The organism is Bacillus cereus group sp. BfR-BA-01356, from assembly GCF_022663635.1.
In the GTDB taxonomy this organism is placed as follows: Bacteria; Bacillota; Bacilli; order Bacillales; family Bacillaceae_G; genus Bacillus_A; species Bacillus_A cereus.
The window spans coordinates 24,790-43,310 of sequence record NZ_JAKUFX010000039.1 but is presented as its reverse complement, the minus strand read 5'-3'; the positions used below and the strand labels follow the sequence as shown (position 1 = coordinate 43,310).

The following is an 18,521-nucleotide window of genomic DNA, read 5'->3' as shown; positions in this document are numbered from 1 at the left end:
TACAGAAAGATTCCAAGAAAAACTTCACGGCCTTTCCCCGATAGAATATCGGGAAAAGGCCGTGGCATAATACTCTTTTTATTACTGTCTACTTGACAGGGAGATGACCAATATGACATCTTTTTTTATTAAATCGATAGAATATACAAAGAAATGAAATATAAGGATAAAATTTGTAATAATTGATTTTGCATTGTTAGCACTCTGTAACTGCAAGTGAACTATTTTTTCGCTATCATAAAGATAACAGTCGCAGTTATAGGAGTGGTCAACTTGAAGAAAGTACATATTTCAAACTATATGTTATTATGTGTTTGTTTAATTTTATTTGTTCTCCTCGGAGGATTTTTATATTCATGTGTATAAGAAAAACGCATTCTAAAAAGAATACGTTATAAAAGGGAAATAATGATTAATCTAGTTCCAAGAATAATCAACGTAATACGTAATAAATTAATTACGGCGTTACCACTTAGTTTTGTATTAATGTAAGCCCCGATTTTTCCGCCAATCCATGCACCCGGAATCAGGATTAATGCATAAATCCAGCTGACATTTCCAAGTGAGATGTGAGTTGCAGAACTTACAATTGCTGATAGAAATACGATGAACATTGAAGTTGCTACTGCAATATGTGCTGGGAATGCAAAAAGAAGCATCATTGCTGGAACAAGTAAGGCACCGCCACCAATTCCAAATAATCCAGATATAAACCCAACTATAAAGGCGATAAAGATAGCAAGAAACGGTGGGAATTGGTAGTGTACAGTATTTCCATCATTATCTGTAAAAGAACGCTTAATTACAGACGTATTTGAGAGGGAAAGAGGTTTTAATTTGTCTCGAAGCATAAGTAGAATTGAGACGAATATAAGGAAAATCCCAAAGTATAAAGAAAATGTGTCTTGGTTTAAAAATTTATTTGCCCATGATCCGATAATACCACCAGGGCCGCTTCCGATAAATAAAATAAGTCCACTTTTATAATCTACTCGCTTATGCTTCATGTAAGTAAGGGTGGAAGATAGTCCTGTGAAAACGACTGTTACCATAGAAGTCCCTACTGCAAGTTGTGGTGATAAACTGTGTAATCCAATTAATAACGGAACAATAATAATTCCGCCTCCAAGCCCAACTAGGCTGCCGACTGTTCCGGCGATTAGTCCGATGAAAAGTAACATGATGTATTCCAAAATTGCCAACTCCTCTAAATAACTTATCCACCAATTATTATACACGCTTTTTAATGAGAAATAGGCTTGTTCACAAAAAAGTCGTCTTCCTAGAAAAATAAGGAAGACGACTTTTGATTAGAAAACAAAATGTAATAGGTAGTAAAACAGAGCAGCTAAAGAAGCTGAAATAGGAAGTGTAATAACCCATGTAATTAACATGCGTTTTGCAGTTCCCCATTTTACCCCTTTCACACGGTGAGAAGCACCAACCCCTAAAATAGAAGAAGAGATAACGTGCGTCGTACTAACCGGTAAGTGAATGAATGTTGCACCGAAAATAACAAGTGATGATGATAAATCGGCAGCTACACCATTTACAGGACGAATTTTCATAATTTGTCCACCGACAGTTTTAATAATTTTCCATCCGCCGACAGAAGTACCAAGCCCCATTGCGATAGCACAAGATAATTGTACCCAGAACGGGATATCGCTAGAAGTATGATAGTTATTAGCCATAAGAGCCATCGTAATGATTCCCATTGCTTTTTGTGCATCATTCGTACCGTGTGTGTAGGCTTGTAATGCTGCAGTGAAAATCTGGAATATACGGAAGTTCTTATTCGTTTTTGTTAAGTTAAAGTTTTTAAATACTACTTTAAAAATACTGTATACGGTATAACCAATAACGAAAGCGATAATCGGTGAAATGATTAAAGCTTCAATAATTTTAATAAATCCTTTAAGATTTAGCGAGCTAATCCCAGCGGCCGCAATTGCTGCACCTGCGATTGAGCCGATAATTGCATGCGAAGAACTACTTGGAATACCGTAGTACCAAGTAATTAAGTTCCAAGCTATTGCCGCAAGCAAAGCAGCTAAAATTACAAGAGAACCATTTTGTAAGGCGAATGGATCAACGATATCTTTTGTAATCGTTTTTGCTACACCTGTAAATGTCATTGCGCCTAAAAAGTTCATAATAGCCGCCATAATAATGGCATGTCTAGGCTTTAGAGCTTTCGTTGAAACAGCCGTTGCAATAGCGTTTGCTGTATCGTGAAATCCATTGATAAAGTCAAAAGCTAAAGCGCAAATGACTACTAAAACGGTCAGTATCAAGAGTGTATCCATGATCAAACTCCTTACGCGTTCTTCATAATAATTGTTTCTAATACGTTTGCAACGCTTTGACAGCTATCAGCTACTTCTTCAAGCTCTTCGTAAATCTCTTTAAATTGAATAATCTTAATCGGATCTTTTTCACGAGAGAATAAGTTCTTAATCGCATGACGGCGAATATCATCACACTGTGATTCATAATCCTTAATCTTAATCGCATTTGTACGAATGTCGACTAATTTTTTGTTAGACATTAATTCAACAGAGTTTGCAATCTCAATCGCACATTGATTAATTGCTTCTACGAATTTAATCATGTATTCATCTGCTTCTGTAATAGAATACATTTCGAACAGACCAGCACTGTGATCTAATCCGTCTAATACATCATCCATACTCATTGCAAGTTGTAGGATGTCCTCACGCTCAATCGGAGTGATAAACGCTTTGTTTAACTCCATAATGATTTCGTGAATAAATGAGTCACCTTTTGACTCATACTCTTTCATGCGCATAGAAAACTCTTTTAAATCGCTAGCATTTTTAATTTTATACTCCACGAAAAACTGCGCGCCTTCTTTTAAATTTTCGGAAACATTCATTAACATTTCAGAAAATTTATCTTTTTTTGATTTAAAGACCATTATTGTTACCCCCACAAAAGTAATATATGTAAAATATATTGGCTAATCAATTCTAACAAAAAACTGTCGTTTTTTAAAACATTTTATCGAAAAGTTTACAAAAACTTAACATAACTCTCGTTGTTCTATTAATAATATTAATATCCAATAGTGAATATCTTACTTGTAGAATGTCCTTTTCTTGCAAAAAGTATGAATGTAAAAGAAAAGCTTTACACTATAGGAATGACTACGTTATTATAATAAATTTAAAAGGCGGTATATTCTTCCTTTTAAAAAGAAGAGTGTAAATAAATGAAGGAAGTGAACGAATGAAATTGAAGAACACTCATTTTAAAAAAATGCTTGAGTGGTTCAATAAGAGGAAGAAACTTCGTAATTCATTAATTGTATTGGGAAGTGTATTCGTTACTCTATTTATTGCTGTAAATATAATAATTTCCATTCAAGACATATCTGAATTAAAACAAGCTGTTCCACAACCGACTTTAATTTATGATGCAAATAATGAGGTCGCAACTAAATTAGCTTCCTCGAAAACAGAAGGCGTTAAAAGAAAAGATATTCCTGATATTATGGTTCAGGCAATTGTTGCAGTAGAAGATAAGGAATTTTTTAACCATCATGGTATTTATTATAGTGGAATTATAAGTGCGGTTTTTAAAAATATTACAGCAGGAGAAGTTGTAGCAGGGGGAAGTACAATAACACAACAACTTGCGAAAAATGTATTTCTGACACAAGACCGCACATACTCCCGAAAAATAAAGGAATATTTTTTAACGAAAAAAATAGAGCGCACGTATACGAAAGATGAAATCATTGAAATGTATATGAACCAAATTTATTTTGGTGAAGGTGCTTGGGGTATAAAAAGGGCAGCTAAATCTTATTTTGATAAAGATGTAAAAGATTTAACAATTTCAGAAGCTGCAACGATTGCGGGCTTGATTAAAGCACCATCTGCGTATTCACCTTATAAAAACTTTAACAAGTCAATTGAAAGACGTAATGTCGTATTAAGTTTAATGAAAGAGCAAGGGTATATTTCTGACGAACAGTATAATAAAGAAAAAGAGAGCGGACTTGTGTTAAAACGTGGCGTTGATGATAAATATAAGGGAAAATACTCTCAATATGTAGACTATATTGTTAGAGAAGCGATGGAAAAGTACGAATTAACACAAAATGAAATTTTAGCGGGTGGTTATCGTATTTATACAGAGCTTGACCCGAAAAAACAACAGGCTGTAGAAGACGTTGTGAATAATGATAGTTATTTCAAAGATAGTGGCTCAGACCAACTTATGCAAACGGGTGTAGTTCTTATAAATCCCAAAACAGGCGGTGTTCCAGCTTTAGTTGGTGGTAGAGGACCATATCAGTTTTTACAATTTAATCATGCTACGCAATTAAAAAGACAACCAGGTTCAACGTTAAAGCCTCTAGCTGTATATGTACCCGCTTTAGAACAAGGGTATGAAGTATACGATATATTAAAGGATGAACCATTTCATATTAAAGAATATGAACCGAAAAATAGTGATCAGGCTTTTCATGGTAATGTGACAATGTATGAAGCGGTAGCAAAGTCGTATAATGTTTCCGCTGTGTGGCTATTAGAACAAATAGGATTAGATAAAGGATTGAAATCTTTAGAGCGATTTGGTATTCCATTAGTACCAGAAGACCGTACGTATCCAATTGCTTTAGGTGGGATGCATGTAGGGACATCACCATTTGTAATGGCCCAAGCATATAGTACATTTGCTAATGATGGGGTTCAAGTAGAGGCTCATGCAATTAGAGAAGTTCAAAATGCTGAAGGAGAAATAATAGGGAAATGGTATAAGAAAGAGACACGAGTGACGAGTGAGAAAATTGCTCAAAAGATGACGTATTTATTAAAAGGTGTTGTAGAAAAGGGAACAGGTGGAAAAGCGAAAGTTACTAATGTTGATACAGCAGGAAAGACAGGGACTACTCAACTTGTAAATGGTCCGAGCGTAGGGGCAAAGGACTCGTGGTTTGTAGGATACACACCAGATTTAGTAGGTGCGATTTGGGTAGGATATGACAAAACAGATAGCGAGCATTATGTTCCAGGTGGTAGTCAAATTACAACGACGATGTTCCGGGATATCATGAAAAAAGCAAATGCAAACCCAGCCCAAAAAGCGTTCCAATTGTCGTTAATATCTGAAGCGGACTATAAAAAACAATTGCAAACAATTGAAGAAGAAAAGCGAAGAAAAGAAGAAGAAAAGAAAAGGCAAGAAGAAGAACAACAAAGGAAAAAAGAACAGCAAGAGTGGTTTAATAAAGTGAAAGAGTGGATTCCATCATTATGGTAAAGAAAGAGGCGAATTTCGTTATTCGCCTCTTTCTCATGTGAAAAATAAAGTTTGCTCATAATTTGTGAGGTAAATGCTACTATTCATTAAGAGTAATGTTCGTACTGCCAAAGGATTGGGAATCGTATGTGATGATTATTGTTCCTTTACTAATCGGTTCGTATAGTAATTCTTCTTCATAACTACCATTATTTTCATTATGGATAGACAGCGTGATTTCATCAATTCCTTTATTTGTATATTGATTTTTAATCGTTTCAGCAATTTGAAGTAGAGTTTCGTAACTAGGAGCTTCCGTAATAAGCATTCCTTTTATAACTTTTTTTTCATTATTTGTGGAATTGGAATAAAGGATGTTGTTTTGTTTCGTATACAAAAGTGTGTATGGAACTGTTTTTCTCTCTGCTTTTGAAATAGTGGAATATTTTAGAGTTAAAAAAAATCCTACACATAAAATAATGCATATCATAAGAGCAATCCAAATGCGTATCGGTGACATAACTCTCATTTTTCATCCCTCTTTCATATCTTTGACTTCATTATTTATCATACAAAATGAGGATTAAGATAGAGTAAATTTGAGGTAAAGAAACGTAAAGAAGGAGCACTTATCCTCCCAAACAAGTGCTCCTTTTTATTAAAAGAGAGATTTAATAGTCAATCAAAATCACATCTATTACTTATAAATGTGCTTAGTCCTCCCAAAATATTTTCGGAAATTGTGGTTAGTAAATTCGGAAGACAGATAGTGTCGCAGTTGTATCGCCCGCAGGTCCTTGTTGAGCCCCTTGAGCACCAGTAGTCCCCGTAGTTCCTCCGCCTAGGCAACCAGATCCATATTGAACTAGAATAGCTTGACCAAGAGTTTGAAGAAGTCTAACAAATTCTGTGAGTTCTGACTTAGGGATGTTAATATGGCTACATGCTCTTACTTCGCAACAATCATTACCATAAAATACTTTTCCTTTATTTTTATTGTTCATCTTTTCATTCTTTTCTTTCATAGAATCATTAGTCATTACTATATATTAAAATGAAATTTATACTAAATTCGTGATGGACAAACTACCATTTCTAAAAAAATAAGAAATTGGCCCACCTAGAAAGAAATAAGTAAGATATAGAGAAAGGTTTATATAATGTAAAGAAGAAAAGTGCAACATAAAAAACTACATGCTAATTGTTGGGAGTGTTTAACAATTGGCATGTAGTTCGTGCATTAGTCCTTTATTTACATTGATTTAATTTTTCAAGGGTTGTTTTAGGCAAGATTGGAATAGAAATAGTGAAAGTTGTACCGTTTGAAGCACTAGTCATTTTGAGCGTGCCGTTATGATTTTGGATGATTTTTTTTGTTACTGACAAGCCTAGTCCTGTTCCCGAATCCTTCGTTGAGAAGAATGGATCAAAGATATATTCTTGAATAGCTGGAGGAATACCAATTCCATTATCTGTGAAAGTAATCCGAACGAAGTTATCAAGGCGATAACTAGTAATTTGAATAGAAAGAGGTTTGTCGCCTTGAGCATCGACGGCATTTTGAAATAGATTTAAAAACACTTGAACAAGTTCATGTCGATCAATATTGACTAAAATATCATCTAATTCATTAGAGAAGTTATAATCAATTGAAATATTATGCAAGGAAACTTCACTAACTAGTAACTGTTGAATATAGTCACGTAAAAATGTATTAATGGGAAACGGTTCTCTTGTAAATTCCCGTGTTTTTGAAATGGCTAAAAATTTTGTAATAATATTATTTGCACGATCTAATTCAGGGATAAGCAAATTTTTAAATAACTCTTTATTTGATGGAGAAACGCTTTCTTGTAAAAATTGTAAGTATCCTCGTACTGTTGTAAGAGGATTTCGTACTTCGTGTGCAATTCCAGCTGCGATTCGCCCTGCTAACGAAAACTTCTCTGCATCACGTTCTGTATTTAAATAATGAAAGACACTAATAACTCTAAAAATCTCCCCGTTATAATCGCGAATAATTCGGTTATTTATAATGCCATAGTTTTTGTCTAAAACTTCTTCATTATATATTTCTGTTCCCGTTTTTAATGTTTCAATCGCTTTAATTTTTTCTTCCGGCAAGTTTAGTAATTGTTGAATCGGTTTTCCGATAATATCATTTCGTATTACACCGAAATCATCTGCAGCAACTTGATTACATAAAGTAATATTCCCTTTACTATCGACAAAGGTTACATGATGTGAAAAGGCATCAAAAATATGTACAAAGTGTTTTTCGAGTTGTTCAAATAAAAATAATGAATCACAAGTAAGTTGAAAATGAGCCTCTTTATTCTCTTTTGGTATTTCTTGAATGGAATGGGTTGTTCTAGTTTTCTTTATTCGTAAACCAATATGTGGATTTTTGTATGTGAAATGATGTGGTAATTGATTCACAAGTTCTTCATAAAAACGTACTTTATTTTCTAGTTCTTCAATTCGTTTTTCATGAGATACAGTAGCATCGTTTGGAAGCATAAATAAATAACCCCTCATTTTAAAAATTCTTCCATATAGTATATCATATTTTTATAAGGATACTCTTAAAGAAAAGGCTACATGATGCAAAGTGTTTGGAAAGTGAATAGAAGATGAAGTTAAAAAGGGAGAGGTATATGTGCTGTTTATTGGAGTGACAGGATGGGGAGATCATGATTCTTTATACATAAATCCCTATGAAAATAGAAATAAATTACGAACATATAGCGAGTATTTTCCTATTGTGGAAGTGGATAGTTCATTTTACGCGATGCAACCTGCACGAAATTATATAAAATGGGCAATGGAAACGCCGAAAGATTTTTCTTTTGTCGTAAAAGCGTATCAAGGAATGACGGGACATATGAAAGGTGAAATTCCTTTTTCTACGTTCGATGAGATGTTTGATGTGTATAAACAGTCTATTCTTCCTTTAATAGAAGCTGATAAATTAAAAACAATTTTATTTCAATATCCACCATGGTTTGATTGCAAAAAGAAAAATGTAGATTTTCTCCGATATACAAAAGAAAAAATGGAAGGTTTGCCGTGTGCGATAGAATTTCGAAATCAAACATGGTTTTATCCAGAAATGAGAGATAAGACGTTACAGTTTCTAGAACAGGAGAAATGGGTTCATACAATTTGTGATGAACCACAGGCTGGGATAGGTTCTGTGCCACTCGTGTTAGAGGTTACGAATTCAGACATGGCATTAATACGTTTTCACGGTCGAAATGTTCATGGTTGGCTTGATAAAGGGGAAAATTGGAGAGCGGTTCGCTGTTTATATCGCTACAACAATAAAGAACTGGAAGAATGGGTTGAACGACTAGAGCAATTAAAAAAGAAAACAAAGGATATATACGTACTGTTTAACAACAATTCAGGTGGGGATGCAGCAGATAATGCGAAACAGCTTATGAAAATGATGAACATTACATATGGTGAGCCGAAGCCGGAGCAATTAAATTTTTTTGAATGATAATAAACAAGAAAGGCACTGTACAAACAGGGGGAATGTACAGTGCCTTTCTATATGAAAAAGAGGGGTAACAATGTTACTGAGCGTTTGGTTGATTCATCAATTGTTGGCTTCATAATAAATGATAATGGTTATCATTATCATTGTCAATGGTTTTTCTAAAAATATATTAAAAACTTTGTATATTTTAAAGAGAGATAAAAAAAGAACAGCATTAATGCTGTTCTTTTCCGTTGACGAATTGTTGTAAATCAAAAGGAGTTATCGCTTGGATAAATTCTTTTGAGATAAGTGTTTGAACGAGAGTGCTCTCAGAGATAGAAGCACCTGTTTTCTTTTCATAAGCTTGTTTTAATAAATCAAGTTTTTCAGCCGTTTCTTTTGGTAATTCAATTGTAAGTGTGTTCATAATTTCTCCCCCTTATTATTAGAGTACCACTACAGTATAGGAGAGACAAGAAAAGAGAATATGAAATATAAAAAAGGTTACCAAATTTTCAAATGGTAACCTTTTTTATGTATAAGAGTTATTAAGCAATACCGATATACTTTAAAGTTTTTGATGGAGTACTGTGATCAAAGAAGTGTTGTAAAAACGCAATATCAACACCTGATTTGTATGCACAATAACCCCAAGTTTTTCGAAGTGTATGTGAGCTAATCCCTTCTAATCCAACTTCTTTTGCAGCTTTGTTTAAAATGTACCATGCATGTTGTCTCGTAATAGATTTTGTTCCTTTTTGAGATTTTAGCAATGGTTCATTACGTTTCCAAGTTTTACGTTCTTTCATGTAGTCTTCGATTGCGTGCTGTAAGTCTTCATTTACAGCAAACCATTTATGTTTCTTCACTTTTTCATTGTAAAATAAAATGGAATGGCGAACATTTTCATTTTCATCGATTACATCACTAACTTTTAATTGTAAGATTTCACTTACTTTTAAGCCAGAATTTACAGCTAATACGAATAATAAGCCATCACGTTTCGAAGATTGTAAAAGTATATTTTTGATAGTTTCTAATTGTTTTTCATTTTGAATAGGTTGTCCTGCTTGTTTCATTTCACGCACTCTCCTCTTTTATATGTGTAAAGGAAAGGATTAACTTGTTTCTTACTATAAAGGGAGAGTGTGAATTTCATGTGAACTCCTAGTGAAATTAAGACAAATTATTTGACTTCTTTTACTTTTTGTAAATTGAAATAGAATACAACACTGTTAGTCGTATTATACACACCATACTCGGCATGATGGAGGTCTAAAATGTTTTTTACAATAGATAATCCGAGACCGGTACCTCCAGTGTGACGGCTACGTGATGCATCTAGACGATAGAAGCGATCCCAAATTTTTTCAAGACTTTCTTCAGGGATAGGGTTTCCTGTATTCTCGATTTCGACTTTTACGGTATCTTCTGCTTCTATAATGGAGACTTGTATTTTTTCTCCCTCTGGCGTATAACGGATTGCATTACTTAGTAAGTTCACAACTACTTGCTCAATGCGACTGCGATTTGCTTTAACAAGTATAGAAGGGTCTGCATCGATGTTCACTTGTAAATGTTTTTCTTCCATGCTAAATAATAATTTTGTGTAGACTTGTTGCGTTAATTCACCGATTGAGAACGTCGTCATATCTAGTTTGTAAGTACCAGATTCCAACTTTGCTAATTCTAACATTTCAACAATCAGCCTGTTCATATTTTCTGTTTCTTCTAAAATAACATCAGTATAATACGAAGTATCCTTACTAACACCATCTTTAATTCCTTCTGCAAAACTTCTAATTACACTTAGCGGTGTTTTTAATTCGTGTGATACGCCAGAAATGAATTCTTTTCTTGTTTTTTCTAATTGACGTTCACGTTCAATATCTTGTTGTAACTTTGTATTAGCAACATTTAATCGATCGATGCGATCTTTTAAATTTACAGATAATGTATTGATACTGCCAGAAAGCCCGCCAATTTCATCGTCAGCTGTAACAGGTAATTTCTCGCTGAAATCAAAATTAGCCATTTTTTTTGTAACACGATTTATTTTAATTAATGGCTTAACAATGATTTTTGAGTAGTAGAAGGATAACAAAATAATTACGAGAAACACGATGATTAAGGCATAGACATAATAATCTTTTAAAACGAGCATCGCTTCATTAACAGGCTGCAAAGATGCTATCACAAAAGCGTATTCTGTAATCCTTCCATTTTCTATAATCGGTTTTACAAAGATACTATTTTTTATATTTTCTCCACCATCTAATATGAAAGTACTTAATTGGTTCGAGTTAGAAGTTCCCTCTCTAATCATATCTGCAAAATATTGAACGGCTTGTAATGTTTCAATATCATTTGCAAGACGAACCTCCGCTTTGGATGGGAGCTGTAACTTAGTTATAACACCTGTAAAGACGATTCGAGTTGTAGATTTGTATCGGCTTGCAAGTCTGTTCTTAGAAGGGTTACCATTAATTGACTGAAAATCCGAATAGAAATGTTCGTTCTGCCATTGATTATAATTCGTTCCTAATTTTTGTGGTGTGATTATATTATTCTCTTGTACGACTCCATCAACATTGATTATTACATCTTTTTTTAAACCTAAATTTTCGAATTTATTATATTCTTCTGGTGTTAAAAGATTATTAAGTGGAATGGAATACTGTTTATTATTGTTGGGATTAAATACATCGATATAGTAATTGTTATCACTTTTAATAATACCGTTAGAATCCAAAAACTGCATATCGGCATTTGTTTTATCATGAAATTCTTGTTTTAATTTTCTAACCTGCTCATAACTTTTATCACTTTTATCATAATTATCTACGAATTTTTCAAAAGCAGTTTGGACTGTTTTTACTTTCTTATTAATATAAAATTTCTCTAAAAATAGAGATTGTCCTAGGAAAAAAAGTAGGAATATGATTGTAAATAAAGTGGATGTTAATAAAAATAGTTTAAAGACGATACTTCTGTTTTTCACTGCGTCACCTCTTATGAGAAATACTGTAAATGATTTCTTTATCCCGCTTTAACGGGCAATAAGACTCCCACTTCAAAATTCGGCGAATAAAAGGGAGTTAGGCGGGAGATCAATTGCCCGTAAAATCCGATTGGTTCAACTAATAATCAATGGGGGATGGAAAAAACCTCCACTGATTAAAGTTTCACTTCATTATAACAAACGTTACAAGAAAGTAGAGGGGAGAAATCTGTCTCTTTATAAAGTAGTTATTTATAAAAAGTCACATAAAAAGAACTCGCCAGACGTATGACAAGTTCTTTAGTGTATTATTGTTGAATTGCTGCATCTAAAGCGATTTCAATCATTTCGTTAAATGTAGTTTGACGCTCTTCAGATGTTGTTTCTTCGCCAGTGAAGATGTGATCGCTAACTGTTAATACAGATAATGCATTTACACCGTATTTCGCTGCTAATGTGTAAAGAGCAGTTGTTTCCATTTCTACTGCTAATACACCGTAATCTCCAAGTTTTTTAACCATGTCCATGCTTTCACGATAAAACACATCTGCTGTTAAAACGTTACCGACACGAACGTGTAATCCTTTTTCAGTTCCAGCATCATAAGCTTTCTTTAAAAGGTCAAAGTTTGCAGCTGGTGCAAAATCAAATCCTGGGAATGTTAAACGGTTCATATTAGAATCAGTACAAGCCGTCATTGCGATAATAACATCACGAACTTTTACATCTTTTTGAATTGCACCGCAAGTTCCAACGCGAATTAAATTTTTAACTCCGTAGCTTTGGATTAATTCGTTTACATAAATAGAAATAGAAGGAACACCCATACCTGTACCTTGAACAGATACACGTTTTCCTTTATAAGTTCCAGTGAAACCTAACATACCACGCACATTATTATAGCAAGTAACGTCCTCTAGAAATGTTTCAGCGATATATTTTGCACGTAATGGATCACCAGGTAATAGAATAGATTCAGCGATTTCGCCTTGTTTTGCTTCGATATGTACACTCATAAAAAAGTCCTCCTTATAATGTATTGATAGAAATCAATATCATTTGCATTATACACTACGAATCCTTTCAATTAAAATCTTTTTATTATTTGTAATATGTACAAAATAGGAGGATTTCATAAATCATAATCTAGAATATATATCTTAAGAAGTTTTGTATGAATAGAGACAATAAAAATGGTAGGTGATGTTTTGAAAAATCTTGTCATTGGGCTTATTGCGTTAGTACTTATTGTGGCAGGAGGATTTTACATAAAAAAATATCAAGAAAACGAAGAGACTGTAGGAGATGTTCAGGAAGTAAAGTGGGATGTTTCAAATGGAAAGGGAAATGAGAAAGTAGATATTGTATTTCAGTTGTTAAACAACAAGAATAATGAAATTCGTGGTGTAAATGATCAAATGCGGGCAGTGATTGTAGATGGACAGTTAAAAAACATACAACAAATTAAACCCACATTTGCAGGGAACGGGTCATATAAGTTATCTTCCAAAATAGCGAAAGACGAAGAATATACAATATTTTTATACGAAGACAAAAATAAGTCCGTAGAGTCATTCGCTAGGAAGAATTTTGGTAGAACGAAAGAGGAGAACAATAAGAAAAAAGTGAAATTTCCAATCGACAGTGTACTTACAAAAAAAATAGGAGAGTATGAAGTTTCTCTTTTATTTGGCGCATTACATCCGAATGAACCAGTTACGTTAACATTTCAGTTTCAAGCGAAAAAGGGTGAAAAATTGAAATTGCATTCAGAGAGAGGAGAAGTAGAGTCACTCTATATAGTGGATGAAACGAAGGAGAATTTTTTATACGCTATACCTGTAGATACGGATGAGCAATTACAATACCGAATTACATTTCCTGCCGAGGGCACGTATAAAATGTGGGGGAATTTCTATATAAATGGTAAGAAGTATGAAAAAGAATTTATTGTACAAGTTCAAAAAAGAAAAAACAGCTAAGAATTTAGCTGTTTTTTCTTTTTCCTATTAATTTTGTTACAGAGAGCATTGTAATTGGTAAAGAATGATTCTTCCTAAATGCTAAATATTTACCGCTCCATGCTGGTTTATATTTTTCTTTAAAATGTCGTAATCCGCTGAAACTATACGTATAACGAACGTTATTAAAGATTGCAGCAGCCACTCGTTCAGACCAGAAAGACTGTGTGGATAAACCAACATTTGAAAGTGGTGCCATACCGATATTAAAGGAGTGGTATTCATTTTCTTTTGCCCACTGGAATAAGTGGATGAAAATTGCGTCCATAATGCCGCTAGGCGCATCTGGATAATATCGCATTAAATCGACAGATAATGATCCGTTTTGATATACAGGCATGAATGTTGTGAATGCAATAATTTTTCCATCCGCATCAGATAATGTTGCGATAGGAGCGCGACTAATATATTCACGATCGAAGTATCCGAGTGAAAAACCTTTCTCTTTTTTTCCACCAAGCCATGCATCTGAAACTTTTCTTAACTCTTCATATAATTCGTCGGAGAAAGGTGGCTCATGAATAGAGAATGTATAGCCTTCTCTTTCAAAACGGTTGAAAGTAGCTCGCATGCCAGCGCGTTTCTTTCCTGTTATTGTAAAGGTATTTAAATCAACAACAGCTTCTTCACCAAGCTTAAAGAAGTTATAACCAAAATCGTGGTATAAACTCATCCATTTACTTTCAATTTGATAGAATACACAAATGTATCCAAATCGATCAGCCTCAGCTAAAAACTCTTGCAATACAGTACGATAGGAGGAAGGGGCCCCAATTGGATCACCTAGTACAATAAGTCGTTTTCCAGTTATTGAGAAGAGAATGAGTGCTTTTCCATCACTACTGAAAAAGAACTGTTTATCTCCTAAAAAACCTAAATGACTAAGTACATTTCCACCATGTTCATCTAAGAAGTTTTGTAATCGTTTATCATTAGCTGGTTGCCCGGGAAATTCATTTCGATAACGATTTGCAATGAGTGAACCAATTAGTAAAAAAGTAGGAACAAAAAAGGCAGCTGCTAATGCACTTCGTTTTACTTGTGTAATATTACGAACGACAAAATCAGGTTTGAAAGCTTCTTTTGCACCTGCAAATAAAATACCTAAGTTTTTATATAAATATAACGTTACAAGTAGGAATATAAAAACTTTTACGATATCGGAAAGTGAGACTTCCATTTTCTCACGTACAAACCTTTTACGAAGCATATACAATACAGCGAGTACGATTAATAAAATAAAAGTTTCTTCAACATCAATTCCTTTTAGTGTGTTAAAAATAGCCGCTCCAATTAAAGAAACAATCGTCATATAATAAGAACGTTTTGTTCCGTAATATATCCCCCGCGAAAGAATGAGGAGGAGAATACCGAATGTTAGCGATAAGCTAAAAGAAAATTGAATAAGATGTTTTGGAGCTAGAATATGTAAGGCGTGTGCCCGATTTATACTTGTCGGTAGAATGGTTGATAAAATAACCATTAAGCCAGCAAATACTGTTAAAGCAGCAGATGCCCAAGAACCTAACTTTCCTAGAAAGTCACGCTGCAAAGTCCATATAACACCAGTTGTCTCTAATGCAGGCGCAATAAAAGGTTTATCTTCAAACTTTTTAATGGCTACTCCTGTCATTTCAAAAGCTGCAAAAATGAGACCAAGGCAGAAGGGCAAGATGTAATAGACGAGACGATATAATAACATAGCAGGGAGTAAAACACCTGTATCGATGCCGTATTGCCCAAGCCCAGTTAAGAAGACAAGATCAAATGATCCAAGGCCACCAGGAACAAGACTAACGACACCAGCTAAAGCAGCAATAACATATACGCCTAAAAACTTTTGGAATTCGATTTCAATGCCAAATAATAGTAATATGACGTACATAACAATACCAGCAGATACCCATTCGACTAATGAAACTAATGAGTATAAAACAGTTGGGTTTTTCTCCTCTTCTTCTTGTTCCTCTGTTTGCGTCGCTTTTCTATTTTTTAATTTAGAAAATCCGATATATATAGGGACGAAAAGAGCGAAGAAGATAAGAACAGGCCATAGCCATGGTTTTTCATGCAAAATAAATCTCGTGTCTAATATTCCGATAAGACCAAGAAATGAAAGAATGGCTAATCCATTAATAAAGGCAGTTGTCATCCAAGCGATACTTTTAATAAGTTTTCCATTTTCTTTTATATATGGACGATAAAGCATTGTGCGTACGCCGGCTCCAACAAGACCACCAAACCCGATAAATCCATTTAAAGTATTAGCAATCCACGAGATACGGAAAATCTTTTGGACAGGAATATCAGCTTTTAAGTAACGAAGCATAACATAGTCATAAAAGAACATTGTTGATACAGCGAATGCACCAAGTGTAATTGCTAAAAAGACTCCTCCAGTTGGAATGTTTTTAATTGTATCAATCGCTTCTAAAAAAGAAATGCCCGCTAATTCTTTTTTTGCTTGAAAGAATACAATTGTTAATACAACAAATGGGAAGATAATTTTCCCGATTTGTAAGAAACGTTTCCATGAAAACGACATAAATACAACTCTCCTTGTATAAGAAAACTGAGACAATAATATTATTATGACAAACTTCAAGAAAAATAAAAAGGTAATTTCCTGTATAGGGGAGCTATTTTTTATATAGGTATATTTAAAAGAATATTTTGTTTATCGGAAAATTAAGTTAGAATAAGGTGAAAGAAGGGTGAGGGGGGAGTATATGATTATAAAAGGTTACGTAGGATATGAGTTAGAAAAAGAGAAACCTAATACATCAGAAGATTTTTTTAACAGATCTGAAGTGACATATATATTAAATGGTAAAGAGAAAACTTTTTCGGTTTTATACGTTCGATATTTTGAAGAAGTTTTAGAAGAAATTACTCCTTTTGAAGGAAATCCAGTGTATAAAGTAGAAGAACAAAACATATATTTGCGCGATATTGTAGCGATATGTTGTTTAATGAAAGATAAGGAGCTTCGTGCGCAAAAACGTTTGTATTTAAATAATATGGAAGAATTTCAACAATATTTTGATGAGGGAACGGTGTCGAAAGTACAAGAAATATTGGCTGAATTACATAAAAATAAAAGAGTAGAAATAGCGTGAAATGGCAAAGGAGAGAGAAAAAATGTCTAATTTGATGGTTGAAAATCAAACAGAACAAGTTTCTATATTTTTAGAAGATGCTATTAATTTGATAACCAATTATGTAAATTATCATACGTTACCTTCTTTATTAGAGGAAACACCAGCAGGGAATGAGCGATATTATAAAGGGTTATTAGCATCAATGAGACGACTTCTCGTTTTTTGCGAAGAAGGACAGGATGCATGTTTTGTTTTGTTGAATAGCCAGCCATTTCGAAAAACAGCAGCTGAAAAAATTTTATATAAGATTTACCATCAAGTAATTGCAGAGTTTTTTTCACCGAAGAGTGATCATTGGTATGAAAATAGTCGGTCTGCATATACAGGGAAAAATTCTATCGTTTTTCAACAAACACCACCTGCATCTTTAGAGCAAGTGATGAAGAGTTTAGAAGGTAAATTTCAATTGATGCGTGAAGAACTAGAATATTATGAGACGGATTATCAGACAAAGATGTTACACAAATATTGATTGAGGAAAAGAAGCTAAGGTGACTTAGCTTCTTTTCCTTTTGTACAGTTATATAAGGGATTTTCATTGAATATAGTTAAGTGGATAGCATTAGGGAGGTGCAACATGAATCAGCAAGGTGTATTTACAGATTACTTTCATGAAGTAGAAAATTGGTGTGAAAGTGTTCTTCACGTATTAGATAGTCGCGCAATGGAAGTGTATGATGTCCATATGCTTGCTTATAAAATTCAGACGTTATTAGAGCGTATGAAAGAGCATGAGTATGAAACAGATGCAGAGTTTATGTATGAAATAAGCGATGATGTAGAACATATTCAGCATCACTTGCAGGAAGTATTTATGCAAGAAGAAGAGGAATATGAATTATATGAAAGAGGGGATAGTGAACGAGCTGTCCCAATTGGAGGACATACACTCCCGCCATTACCTTATCCATATAATGCGTTAGAACCGTATATTTCTAAAGAGATTATGATGTTACATCATGATAAACATCATCGGAGTTACGTGGAAGGATTAAATAAAGCAGAGAAGATGATGGAAGAAGCGAGAAAAACAAATAAATTTGATTTAATTAAGCATTGGGAAAGGGAAGCGGCTTTTCATGGGTCAGGTCATTACTTACACACGATATTTTGGAATAACATGAAAAAAGACGGCGGTGGAAGTCCAAGAGGAACTTTTTCACAACAAATTGAACAAGATTTTGGGAGCTTTTTACGTTTCCAAAAACATTTTACAGAAGCAGCCTCTAAAGTAGAAGGTTCAGGCTGGGCAATTCTCGTTTGGGTACCCCGGTCTGGAAGGTTAGAAATTTTGCAAAGTACACTTCATCAATTATTTACACAATGGGATACGATACCGCTCCTTGTACTAGATGTCTGGGAACACGCGTATTATTTACAATACCAAAATCGAAAAGATGAATATATTAAAAACTGGTGGAATGTTGTAAATTGGCCTGATGTAGAAAAAAGGTTTGAAACTGCGAAACAAATTGAATGGACACCATATTAGACGCAAATTCTCTGCGTCTTTTTTAATGGAAGTAGAAGGAAGATTTCGTTCATATTTTAAAAGGCCAAGCATACACTTGTACAAA

At 33.9% G+C, this 18,521-nt stretch carries 18 protein-coding genes; 7 read left to right on the top strand and 11 right to left on the bottom strand.

The window, feature by feature from the left end; genetic code table 11:
- A partial coding sequence (locus MR168_RS33675; protein ID WP_325782447.1) for an IS3 family transposase occupies window positions 1–70 on the top strand: 70 nt, incomplete at its 5' end.
- A gap of 322 nt (window positions 71–392) precedes the next feature.
- Here MR168_RS33675 and MR168_RS15280 read toward each other — a convergent pair.
- The 3 genes from MR168_RS15280 to MR168_RS15270 all read right to left on the bottom strand — a co-directional run bounded on the left by MR168_RS15280 (window position 393) and on the right by MR168_RS15270 (window position 2,941).
- Entirely contained in the window at window positions 393–1,193 is an 801-nt protein-coding gene (locus MR168_RS15280) for a sulfite exporter TauE/SafE family protein (protein ID WP_000455762.1), read from the bottom strand.
- Between the two features lie 117 nt (window positions 1,194–1,310).
- Entirely contained in the window at window positions 1,311–2,309 is a 999-nt protein-coding gene (locus MR168_RS15275; RefSeq protein ID WP_000380273.1) for an inorganic phosphate transporter, read from the bottom strand.
- Window positions 2,310–2,320: 11 nt separating this feature from the next.
- Window positions 2,321–2,941: a DUF47 domain-containing protein gene (locus MR168_RS15270; protein ID WP_000231449.1), complete on the bottom strand. Its 621-nt coding sequence runs from the start codon at window positions 2,939–2,941 to the stop codon at window positions 2,321–2,323.
- Between the two features lie 311 nt (window positions 2,942–3,252).
- Between MR168_RS15270 and MR168_RS15265 the strand changes: the two genes are divergently transcribed.
- Window positions 3,253–5,295, top strand: a complete 2,043-nt coding sequence (locus tag MR168_RS15265; protein ID WP_006915465.1) for a transglycosylase domain-containing protein — start codon at window positions 3,253–3,255, stop codon at window positions 5,293–5,295.
- A gap of 79 nt (window positions 5,296–5,374) precedes the next feature.
- Here MR168_RS15265 and MR168_RS15260 read toward each other — a convergent pair whose 3' ends face one another.
- From MR168_RS15260 to MR168_RS15250, 3 genes are all read right to left on the bottom strand, one after another.
- Window positions 5,375–5,803, bottom strand: a complete 429-nt coding sequence (locus MR168_RS15260) for a hypothetical protein (RefSeq protein ID WP_006915455.1) — start codon at window positions 5,801–5,803, stop codon at window positions 5,375–5,377.
- Between the two features lie 217 nt (window positions 5,804–6,020).
- Window positions 6,021–6,299, bottom strand: a complete 279-nt coding sequence (locus MR168_RS15255) for a hypothetical protein (protein ID WP_002023636.1) — start codon at window positions 6,297–6,299, stop codon at window positions 6,021–6,023.
- Window positions 6,300–6,522: 223 nt separating this feature from the next.
- Window positions 6,523–7,794, bottom strand: coding sequence for an ATP-binding protein (locus MR168_RS15250; RefSeq protein WP_000937247.1), 1,272 nt, complete (start codon window positions 7,792–7,794; stop codon window positions 6,523–6,525).
- A 139-nt stretch (window positions 7,795–7,933) separates the two neighbouring features.
- Between MR168_RS15250 and MR168_RS15245 the strand changes: the two genes are divergently transcribed.
- Window positions 7,934–8,779: a DUF72 domain-containing protein gene (locus tag MR168_RS15245; protein WP_016122170.1), complete on the top strand. Its 846-nt coding sequence runs from the start codon at window positions 7,934–7,936 to the stop codon at window positions 8,777–8,779.
- A gap of 214 nt (window positions 8,780–8,993) precedes the next feature.
- Here the strand turns inward: MR168_RS15245 and MR168_RS15240 are convergent, their stop codons facing one another.
- The 4 genes from MR168_RS15240 to deoD form a co-directional block, all read right to left on the bottom strand.
- Window positions 8,994–9,188 (bottom strand): DUF3924 domain-containing protein, encoded by a 195-nt coding sequence (locus tag MR168_RS15240; protein WP_001094860.1) that lies wholly within the window; start codon window positions 9,186–9,188, stop codon window positions 8,994–8,996.
- A 121-nt stretch (window positions 9,189–9,309) separates the two neighbouring features.
- A complete protein-coding gene (locus tag MR168_RS15235; RefSeq protein WP_000806236.1) occupies window positions 9,310–9,840 on the bottom strand; it encodes a tyrosine-type recombinase/integrase in 531 nt (176 codons plus the stop codon).
- A gap of 107 nt (window positions 9,841–9,947) precedes the next feature.
- Entirely contained in the window at window positions 9,948–11,762 is a 1,815-nt protein-coding gene (locus MR168_RS15230) for a sensor histidine kinase (RefSeq protein WP_242291408.1), read from the bottom strand.
- A gap of 308 nt (window positions 11,763–12,070) precedes the next feature.
- On the bottom strand, window positions 12,071–12,778 hold the full coding sequence (deoD, locus tag MR168_RS15225) for a purine-nucleoside phosphorylase (RefSeq protein ID WP_000110707.1): 708 nt from the start codon (window positions 12,776–12,778) through the stop codon (window positions 12,071–12,073).
- A 177-nt stretch (window positions 12,779–12,955) separates the two neighbouring features.
- Here deoD and MR168_RS15220 point away from each other — a divergent pair, with 177 nt between their 5' ends.
- A complete protein-coding gene (locus MR168_RS15220) occupies window positions 12,956–13,744 on the top strand; it encodes a hypothetical protein (RefSeq protein WP_016122171.1) in 789 nt (262 codons plus the stop codon).
- A 4-nt stretch (window positions 13,745–13,748) separates the two neighbouring features.
- On the opposite strand, the gene mprF is transcribed toward MR168_RS15220, so the two are convergent.
- Window positions 13,749–16,328: a bifunctional lysylphosphatidylglycerol flippase/synthetase MprF gene (mprF, locus tag MR168_RS15215; RefSeq protein ID WP_000010845.1), complete on the bottom strand. Its 2,580-nt coding sequence runs from the start codon at window positions 16,326–16,328 to the stop codon at window positions 13,749–13,751.
- A gap of 184 nt (window positions 16,329–16,512) precedes the next feature.
- Here mprF and MR168_RS15210 point away from each other — a divergent pair, with 184 nt between their 5' ends.
- From MR168_RS15210 to MR168_RS15200, 3 genes are all read left to right on the top strand, one after another.
- Entirely contained in the window at window positions 16,513–16,902 is a 390-nt protein-coding gene (locus MR168_RS15210) for a hypothetical protein (RefSeq protein WP_086389308.1), read from the top strand.
- Window positions 16,903–16,924: 22 nt separating this feature from the next.
- Window positions 16,925–17,416 (top strand): YpuI family protein, encoded by a 492-nt coding sequence (locus MR168_RS15205; RefSeq protein WP_000067557.1) that lies wholly within the window; start codon window positions 16,925–16,927, stop codon window positions 17,414–17,416.
- A 105-nt stretch (window positions 17,417–17,521) separates the two neighbouring features.
- Complete coding sequence (locus tag MR168_RS15200; protein WP_001075741.1) at window positions 17,522–18,436, top strand: superoxide dismutase; 915 nt, start codon at window positions 17,522–17,524, stop codon at window positions 18,434–18,436.
- Window positions 18,437–18,521: the final 85 nt, after the last annotated feature.